Below are 7,377 nucleotides of genomic sequence, written 5' to 3'. Positions count from 1 at the left end.
ATCCGGGCGATGTCCTTGCCCAGCCCGCGTCCGGCCCCGGTCACGAGCGCGCTGCGTGACCTCGTCGTCGTCGTCACTTCTCGCTTCTCAGTCCGGACCGGATCCGACCGTAGGAGATGCCGCCGTGGCAGTAGGTGGGCACCACGGGCCAGAAACGCTTCCACGAGACCAACTCGGTGGAGGGCAGGATCTGCAACCAGCGCGGGTCACCGGGACACCGGTCCGCCATGGTCTTCTCCTTGATCATGGAGTCGTACTGGTCCAGCGAGTCCTCGAGGGTGTTGGCGTTGGGGCAGATCTCCCGACCGAACTTCTCGTGGTAGCGCCGCACGCCCGGGATCCGGGACAGCTCCGGCTGCCAGTTGTCCAGGGAGATGCCGTTCTCCGAGGAGACCCAGACGCCGTCCGGGGTGTTGATGACCAGCGAGTGGTTGCCGTCGGTGTGGCCGGGGGTCCACATCAGCGCGATGCCGGGGCCGAGCTCGATGTCCCCGTCGAACACCGCGAACTTGGACCGGTCGACCCCGCCGAGCCCGCCGGAGACGTACCAGGCCCACTGCATCGGGTGCAGGTCCTCGAGCGTGGCCAGTTCGCGCCGATGGACCAGCAGCCTGGCGTCGCCGAACAGTGGCGTGCGGGGCGCGGTGTCTCCGGGGATCACCTCGGTCGAGCCGAGGATCATGCGTGGGTCCTGCACGTGGAGGTGGTCGAACGTGCAGAAGTCCACGTCCTGCGGCGTGAGCCCGACCTTGGCGAGCGCCTGGTCCGGCTCGTTGAAGTACTTGAGGAGCAGCTTGATGGCCAGGGTGCCGCCGGGGATCCGGTCGACGAGCGTCTGCAGGTTGTCGTAGAAGGGCGCCTCGGCGGACCCGGCGGGGACGGTCGGCTCGAACACCAGGGTGCGGGGACGGCCGTTCCAGTCGTCGTACTGCACCACGATCATCCGGTTGATCATGGTGATCAGCGGCAGGCTGGGGACCGAGACCGCGTTGTTGAAGGCGTACTTGACCGGGTACGGCGCCGCGGCCACGTCCACGGACTGCACGGCCCGCACCTGACCCTGCTGCACGAAGCGCGTCTTGTACTCGGCGGCCGCCGCGCGCACGGCCCGGAGGCGCTCGCCGCGGGGCCACACGTCGTGGACGCCGTCGAACTCGGGGATCGACCGCGCGCCGATCTGCTCGAGCATCTGCTCGGACGAGTCTTCCGGCAGCTTCTGGTCACTCAGCTGGTGGTCGCGCAGCATCATCGCTCCTGTACTACTACGGGCGCCGTGGTTCTCCGGGTGCCGTGGTTCTGGCGGCTGCTTTCAGGATCCGGTTCCCGCGGGAAGAAAACTTGTCTCAGCGCGACAGTCTTGCCCGGCGCCGTAGTCCGCCGGGGGAGAGGCCGAACCACCGACGTACGGCGTGGCTGAGCGTGGACTGTTCGGAGAAGCCGACCAGGTCGGCGATCTGGGTGAAGGACAGGTCGGTGGTCGTGATGAACCGGTGCGACCGGTCTCGCCGCAGGTCGTCGATGACCTGACCGTAGGTGGTGCCCTCGACGACGAGGTGGCGCTGCAGGGTCCGGGGCCCGATCGCCAGCGAGGCCGCCACCTCCGCGAGGGACGGGACCCGCCCGGGCAGGCTCTCGGCAACCGCCCGGCGGACCCGTCCGGACATCGACCGGGTGGGGTCGGAGTACGACCCCGCCAGGTGTTCGAGGGCGGCCAGGCGGATCTCCTCGTCCGCGGTGTCGAACGAGGCGTCCAGGATCCGGCGCTCGACACACAGCGCGGCCACGGGTCGGTCGAACTTGATGTCGGCGCCGAAGAAGTCCAGGTAGCGGTCCACGGGCGACAGTGGACCGTGGGGCAGCTCGACGGACCGGAGACCCGGACTGCGCCCGAGCAGTTGCACAGCCATCCGGTGGAACAGGCCCAGGCCCAGCTCGATGGCCTGCGGGGAGTACGGCGATTCGGAGAGTTGCTTGCGGTAGGTCAGCGCGATCACGCCGCGCCGGTCCCACGGGTCGTCGTCGACGCCGATCGTCAGCGCGGGGCTGTGGACGAACAGGAACCTCGCCGCGCACTCGAGTGCCTCGGTGGCGGTGGAGCTGGAGCGGACCGCCCGGGCCACCGGTCCGAGGATGGAGACGTCCTGCCGATCGGCCAGCCGCAGCCCGAAATCGGGGCAACCCAACTCCGCGGCGGCCGCGTCGAGCATCTGGTCGTGCGCGGTGATCGACACCAGCCCGTCGTCGTCCGCGAGCACCTCGCGCGCGATCTCGTACCGGTCGAGCAGCCGGTCGGGGTCTCCGCCGAGTTCGCTGACCAGCGGGCCGAATCCGCGCAGACTGGCGGCGCGGATCAGCGGCTGCACACGATCTCCCCGGCCACCCGCCGGCCCGACTCGACCGCCCCGTCCATGTAGCCGGCCCAGCGGGTAGCGGTCTCCGTGCCGGCCCAGTGGATCGGGCCGACGGGGAGGCGGAGGTGGGGGCCGAAGCGGGTCAGGGTCCCGGGCGCGGCGAACGCGCCGTAGCAGCCGCGGCTGTACTCCTCCTCGGCCCAGTCGCGCTCGATGTAGTCGACGGGACTGAGGGCCCGGGGGCCGAAGTATCCGGCGAGATCCTGGAGCACCTGCGCGCGACGGTCGGCGGCGGTCACGCGCGAGCCCCGGTCCGCGTGGCGGCCCTCGAGGAATCCGACGAGGACGCCGGGCACGGCGCCGTCCGATGTGCCCGCGTGGGGGGTGTTGTCGAAGACGGTGCCCAGCGGTCGGGTGTCGCTGTTCGCCTGCCCGCTCCAGCCGTCGGCACGCCAGAACGGCTCGGGGTAGACGACGTTGATCTTGATCACCCGGCCCATGGGCATCCGCTGGACCAGCTGGTCGCGGTCGCCGGGCAGGCCGGGGGAGTAGCGGATCCTCGACGCCAGGGGCGGTGGAACCGCGACCACCACATGCCGCGCATTCACCACCCGGTCGCCGGACCGGACGCGGGCTCCCGCGGCGTCCCACTCGACCCCGGTGACCGGGCTGTCCAGCAGCACGCGATCACCGAGCTCCCGCGCCATCTCGATCGCGATCGTCTGCGCCCCTCCCACCACGCGGTCCTGCTGAGCTCCTCCGGCGGTGTCGATCAGCGCATCGGTACCGCCGGCGGCACCGATGTAGAACCCCGCCCACAGTGCGGACAGGTCCTCGGGTCCGGTCGAGAACACGGCCTCCGTGAGGAGACGGAAGAACCCGCGGCCCCGCGGGGTGCGGGCAGTGCGCCTGAGCCAGGTGTCGAAGGTCTGCGAGTCCAGGCGATCGGCGCCGGGCGCGCGCCACGGGTCCGCGAGCGGGATGCGGGCGGCCATGCGGTCGAGACGCCACTGTGTCTGTGCGATGTCGGCCAGGGTGACGGGATCGAGGCGGGGGATCCGGCCGGAGTAGTCCGACCTGGCCCCGCCCACCTCGGCGATGTGGCGACCCGCGACGTGGGTGGGGAAGGTCCGCAGTCCCAGTTCACCGATCAGGGCGAGGATCTGATGTTGGGAGGGGCCGACCCACTGCCCCCCGACCTCGATCGGAGCCCCGCCGGGCAGAGTCGCGTTGAGCAGACGGCCCCCGACGCGGTCCCGGGCCTCGAGGACCTGCACCTCGTGGCCCGCGCGGGTCAACTCGCGTGCGGCGACCAATCCGGCGATGCCGGCGCCGACGACCACCACATCCTCTGATGAGTCCACCCATCGCCTCCCCACGGCCGACCGAATCGCAGGCGTGTTCACAGTATTCCTCGCCCCCGGTGGCCCGGGGCGGGACGGTGAACTCGGTGCCCCGGACTCCCGGGGTCTGTCACGCTTGTCGTCATGAACACGGACGGGCGTTCCCTGCCGCGCAACTCATGGCTCTCCAGGGGCGCGCCGCTGGAGCGGTCCGACGCGGCGAGCCGGATCAGCGCCTACATCTACGGCAACATCCTGGTCCTGGCTCGGAGTTCTCGAGCACCGCACCGCACTGCTGCTGGCAGAGCCCACCGTGCTGGTGCGGATCGGCGGCATCGTCTTCGTGATCGGCCGGCTCAACGGCGAGCGGCCCAGTCGGAACCGGCTCATCAGTGCTGCGGCACTCACGGTGGTCGCAGCGACCATCGTCGGGGTCAAGGTCGTTCTGACGCACTGATCCGCGCGCACTGATCCGCGCGCAGTGACCGGCTACCTGCCGAACATCTTCGCGAGGAACCCCTCCTTGGGCGCGGTGGCGTGTCCGGGGCACCGCTGGGACTTGGGCACGCCGGACATCACCTGGTCCACGTGCATTCCGCACCCGGCCCAGGTCGTCTTTCCACAGGTCTTGCAGGTTGCGGGTCGGCACATGGTCGTACTCCTCTGATCGTGGGATGGTCGCGAGGTCCGCGGTCGGTGTGTGGTGCCGTCCGAGCCTCGCTGCCGAGAATACATACCCCCTAGGGTATACGCAACGTGGTCGTCGTTGACTTCGCCGCGACCCGCGTTGACTTCGCCGCGTCGGAGTGTCACTGTATTAAGCACCTAATACAGCAACACGGAATGGGGCGGCGATGCAGTTCGACAACTCATCCCCGATCTGGGTGCAGCTCGTCGAGGAGTTCTCGCGGCGCATCGTGACGGGGGAGTGGCCGACGGGCGCGAAGATGCCCGGGGTCCGGGAGTTGGCGGCCGATCTGGGCGTCAACCCCAACACCGCGCAGCGCGCGCTGGCCGAGCTGGAACGGCTCGAGCTGTGCCGGTCCGAGCGCGCCAGTGGGAGGTTCGTCACCTCCGATGACGCCCGGATCGACGAGGTCCGCGCCGACCTCGCCGCCGGTGCCGCCGACGAGTTCATCCGGCGGGTCCGCGGCCTGCGGATGACCCACGACAGGGCGCGAGCACTACTCGACACGAGATGGGACGACCATGACCACACCACTGCCCATGCGCACGACGGAGGTGCCTGACATGAGGGCCACCGCCAGCCCGGCCACGACACTCGTCGAGGCCACGGGTCTCAACATGAGGTACGGCACCACCACCGCACTGGACGCCCTCGACCTCCGGCTCGCTCCTGGTCAGATCGTGGGACTGCTCGGCGAGAACGGCTGCGGCAAGACCACGCTCCTCAAGATCCTCGCCGGCGTGCTCGCGGGTTACTCCGGCACAGTGCGGATCGACGGCCACGCCCCGGGCCCCGAGTCCAAGGCGATCGTCTCCTTCCTGCCCGACACCAGCTTCCTGCCCGACTCCGCCCGCGTGAGTTACTGCCTGCGGCTCTACACCGACTTCTTCGCCGACTTCCAGACCGAGAAGGCCCGCGACCTCGTCGGATTCTTCGGTCTGGACGAGTCCGCGCGCCTCAAGGAGATGTCCAAGGGCATGCGCGAGAAAGTGCAGATCGCCCTGGCCATGTCCCGCGACGCGCGGGTGTTCCTGCTGGACGAGCCCATCTCCGGTGTCGACCCGGCCGCGCGTCAGCTCATCCTCGACGGCATCGTCCGCAATCTGTCCGAGGACTCCCTGCTCCTGATCTCCACGCACCTGGTGCACGACCTGGAGCCCATCCTCGACGCCGCGGTGATGATGCGCCACGGCCGGGTCCTGCTGCAGGGCCACGCCGACGACCTCCGCGGCCAGCACGCCGCCAGCCTCGACCAGATCTTCAAGGAGACCTACCGATGACGACGACACTGCTCACGCACGAGTGGCTGCGCACACGCGGGGCCCTCGGGACGACACTCGGAGTGACCGCTCTCGTCGGCGTCCTGGGCGGTCTGCTCGGGGCTGCAGGGTGGCCGCTGCTGTCCCAGTTCGGGCTGGCGCTGGGCATGCTGGCCGCGGTCGTGGCGGTCCCGGCCGTCCAATTGACCCTGGCCGCCGACTACTGGCGCACCGGCTACGGCCGGACCGGGTACTTCACCCACTCCATCCCGGTCCGCGGGTCGGTCATCTTCTGGACCAAGCTGATGTGGGCGATGGCCGCCTCCCTGGCCGCGCTCGTCCTCACCGCCGGGCTCGCGCTGCTCACGTGGTGGGCGGCCGCCCGCCAGTCGGGGCTCACCTCGCCGTCGTACTCCGTCCTGTCCGACGCGTGGACCACGGTGACCACTGCCGCACCGGCCTGGATGATCGCGGCCGGAGTGCTCGTGACACTCGGGTCGTTCCTGATCTGGCCCGTCTACTACTACTTCTCGGTCTCGGTCGGGCACGAGCGACGGCTGGCCGCGCTGGGTGCCGGCGGGCCGGTCGTGGTGTTCGTCCTGGTCTACGTGGTCACACAGCTGCTCTCGCTGATGGCGATGATCGCTCTGCCGTTCGGCATCTCGATGGGCGCCGGGGGCTCGCTGGAGTTCGTGCGCTTCGACATGATCGGCGAGTTGGCCGCCGGCGCGGCCGCCAGCGACGACGTCATGCCCGTCGGCTTCCTGGCCGCGTCGGTGGTGTTGGTGGTGTTCTGCCTGTGGCGTACGGCGCGGTCGTGGAACCACAGGGTGGCCCTGGTGTGAGCAGTGCGCCACACGGGCCGTCCGTGGACCCGGGCCGGCACCGTGCTCCCGCCCTGCAGACGGGCCTCGATGACGACACGACGGTACTCGTCCCCCCTCGAACTCGTCGAGCTGATCCCAGCCAGCGCGCCCGAGACGGCCGCGAGGACCGGTGCGTATAAGATAACCTTTGGTTCCGGGGCCGGGGCGGCGTAGTGTTCACATCGTCGCTCGCCGGGGCGTCGCAGCCGGCTCGGTGGCGCGACCTCCCCTGTGAGGACCCCCTCGCCTCCCGGAAAGAACTCCTCTCATGCCGATCGTCCTGCCCTCCACGTCGCACCCGTCTCTGACTGAGCCGACGTATCTCAGGCCCCCGGTGTGGAAGCAGGTCTTGGCCTGGGCCGGTGTCGGTGTGGGCGCACTGACGCTCCTGGGCGCGGCGGCCTCGGTGGGGGACGGGTTCGCCTCGGTCGCGGCACTCGCGATGTTCGGCCTAGCGTTGATCCTGCCGGGCGGTTGGTGGTTGTACTGCGAGAACCGGGACAGGACGCACGCGGACGAGGACCATCGGCTGGACTCGCAGGCCGCGCTGGCCCAGCAGACGATGGCCGGGTACGTCGCCCCCGATGCGCTCGCCCCGCTGGCGTGGCACACGCCACTGACGCCGGTCTCGCGGCGATGGCCGGTGGTTGGCTCGGCCGCGTTCGCCCTCGTCGTCGGGTCCATGGGGTTGATGCCCGCCGCCGAGGTCTCACCCGCCCCGGCGGCGACACCGGTTCCGGCCACCAGCACCGTCACCACGACGGCACCCGCCCGCGCCGCGGTCGCCTCCTCCACGGACTCCCCGTCACCGAGCAGGGCTCCCCTCCCGGCCAGTTCGCCCCAGCCGGTCGCCCCGCCGCCACCGGCGCC

7 protein-coding genes and 2 pseudogenes are annotated in these 7,377 nt (G+C 70.3%); 5 read left to right on the top strand and 4 right to left on the bottom strand.

The features are described from left to right. Positions 1–73 precede the first annotated feature (73 nt). From G6022_RS12005 to G6022_RS11995, 3 genes are all read right to left on the bottom strand, one after another. A complete protein-coding gene (locus G6022_RS12005; protein WP_241731193.1) occupies positions 74–1,249 on the bottom strand; it encodes a hypothetical protein in 1,176 nt (391 codons plus the stop codon). 94 nt (positions 1,250–1,343) lie between these two features. Next, a complete protein-coding gene (locus G6022_RS12000) occupies positions 1,344–2,363 on the bottom strand; it encodes an AraC family transcriptional regulator (RefSeq protein WP_182610039.1) in 1,020 nt (339 codons plus the stop codon). Further along, positions 2,351–3,742 (bottom strand): flavin monoamine oxidase family protein, encoded by a 1,392-nt coding sequence (locus G6022_RS11995; RefSeq protein WP_347237877.1) that lies wholly within the window; start codon positions 3,740–3,742, stop codon positions 2,351–2,353. Before G6022_RS11995 ends, G6022_RS12000 begins: the two co-directional genes overlap by 13 nt. Positions 3,743–3,838: 96 nt before the next feature. On the opposite strand from G6022_RS11995, the pseudogene G6022_RS11990 reads away from it, so the two are divergent. Continuing rightward, positions 3,839–4,151 (top strand): annotated as a pseudogene (locus G6022_RS11990) (hypothetical protein). Positions 4,152–4,183: 32 nt separating this feature from the next. Here the strand turns inward: G6022_RS11990 and G6022_RS11985 are convergent. Continuing rightward, positions 4,184–4,345 carry a hypothetical protein gene (locus tag G6022_RS11985; protein WP_179525725.1) on the bottom strand — a complete coding sequence of 54 codons (162 nt, stop codon included), beginning with the start codon at positions 4,343–4,345 and terminating at the stop codon, positions 4,184–4,186. A 203-nt stretch (positions 4,346–4,548) separates the two neighbouring features. Here G6022_RS11985 and G6022_RS11980 point away from each other — a divergent pair, with 203 nt between their 5' ends. The 4 genes and pseudogenes from G6022_RS11980 to G6022_RS11965 all read left to right on the top strand — a co-directional run. Then, positions 4,549–4,944, top strand: coding sequence for a GntR family transcriptional regulator (locus G6022_RS11980; RefSeq protein ID WP_182610037.1), 396 nt, complete (start codon positions 4,549–4,551; stop codon positions 4,942–4,944). 1 nt (position 4,945) lies between these two features. Then, on the top strand, positions 4,946–5,662 hold the full coding sequence (locus G6022_RS11975; protein WP_241731192.1) for an ABC transporter ATP-binding protein: 717 nt from the start codon (positions 4,946–4,948) through the stop codon (positions 5,660–5,662). Continuing rightward, the gene (locus G6022_RS11970; RefSeq protein ID WP_182640027.1) at positions 5,659–6,486 is read left to right on the top strand and encodes a hypothetical protein; all 828 of its coding nucleotides are present in this window, start codon (positions 5,659–5,661) and stop codon (positions 6,484–6,486) included. Before G6022_RS11975 ends, G6022_RS11970 begins: the two co-directional genes overlap by 4 nt. Positions 6,487–6,877: 391 nt before the next feature. Next, positions 6,878–7,377, top strand: a pseudogene (locus tag G6022_RS11965) (hypothetical protein); the annotation flags it as partial.

The sequence above is a fragment of the Dietzia sp. Cai40 genome (assembly GCF_014145165.1).
Taxonomy (GTDB): Bacteria; Actinomycetota; Actinomycetes; order Mycobacteriales; family Mycobacteriaceae; genus Dietzia; species Dietzia natronolimnaea.
The sequence above is the reverse complement of the archived record's forward strand: the minus strand, read 5'-3'. Positions and strand labels throughout refer to the sequence as shown.